General features: G+C 29.6%; 1 protein-coding gene. It reads right to left on the bottom strand.

Going from position 1 to position 1,278, the window contains the following annotated elements:
- Window positions 1-355 precede the first annotated feature (355 nt).
- Window positions 356-1,174, bottom strand: coding sequence for a hypothetical protein (locus BUB82_RS11650; protein ID WP_143185701.1), 819 nt, complete (start codon window positions 1,172-1,174; stop codon window positions 356-358).
- Window positions 1,175-1,278 lie beyond the last annotated feature (104 nt).

Below are 1,278 nucleotides of genomic sequence, written 5' to 3'. Positions count from 1 at the left end.
TTTGTTTTCAACGCAATTCATTTTCAGCGTGTGAGTGATAAAATCCAATTTTTAAAGTTAAATCCACTTTTCAATTTTGTCAGAGTCAAATCCGATTCTTAGGATTATCAAAACATGAATTTTATCTCTAAAAAATCATTGAAATCAACTTACTTGTAACGGTTTTGTATATAGCTTGTAGCGTGCAAATTAGCGATTATTTTTCGGTTGAGCACAAGCCAGATTTTTAAATTTTACTATTTATCTTTTTTATTGGAAATCGTCAAATTTAAAAATTTGGCGACTTTCCAAATACGTCTTAACTTCGATTAAGCAAATCATTAGCTATGAGCTATATACGTTGTTATGTGGCGTATTATTTTCCGATGAATGTTAAGCGTAAATGATGTTCAGTTCTAACAGGAATATTGTTTATTCGACCTGCTTTCCAAATAGGATAATTCTGCTTAATATAATTCACGCCTATTTTGTATAAGTCATCTTTGAACTTTTCATTGTGTTCTAATCTTGATATATAATTGTGGCTCCAAAATTTTGATATAGTTCCGTCTTTCTCTATGATAAAATTTAAATCGATAGCTGGCCAAGTTTTAGCTTTGTCTGTTCTCTTTAAATCCAAATTTTCAACATCCAAAGTTGTTTCCAGATATGAACGATTTTTTAATATTGGTTCTGGTTCAACATCGCAATTCCAAGAAATAATTGGAATATCACTGTTAGTAATTCGTATTGTGGTTAGACTATCTGCTTTTTTAATAAATTCTTGTTCAAAGTTTACACCTAATTTTTTAATTAGAAAAGAATTCATAATTGCTCGATAACATCCTTCTGTCTGTCCTTCTTCTATAACACAATTAGGTAGTTCAAAATCTACTTCTATTCCTTTTTGAGAGTATAATTCTTTTAATTCGCTCGAGTATCTTTTCATTGCAATAATGAATGGTGCTACATAAACATACTTTTCTCTTTGGATATCTTTTTTTGCTCTGTCAATATCCTTATTGCATAAGGTATCAGTGCTTTTAGGGTTTAAAACGTAATTTCCTAAATCAAAATCAGATGTTTCTGTAATATTTGGCTCAGCAATTTTTCTATCCTTTTCGTCAATGCTTTTATTCTCAACACAAGATAATTGTAAAAAGATGATTGTAATATAGAATAGTGTTTTTTTCATATGCCACATAACGTTTTTGTATAACCGCAGTTATTACGGATTTAAAAGTAATGAATTTCAATTATAAAACCCAAGTGAGCAAATACGAGTTGATTCGGCTTGTA

It is taken from the genome of Psychroflexus salarius (genome assembly GCF_900129035.1).
In the GTDB taxonomy this organism is placed as follows: domain Bacteria; phylum Bacteroidota; class Bacteroidia; order Flavobacteriales; family Flavobacteriaceae; genus Psychroflexus; species Psychroflexus salarius.
This window is presented reverse-complemented; position numbering and strand designations above follow the sequence as displayed.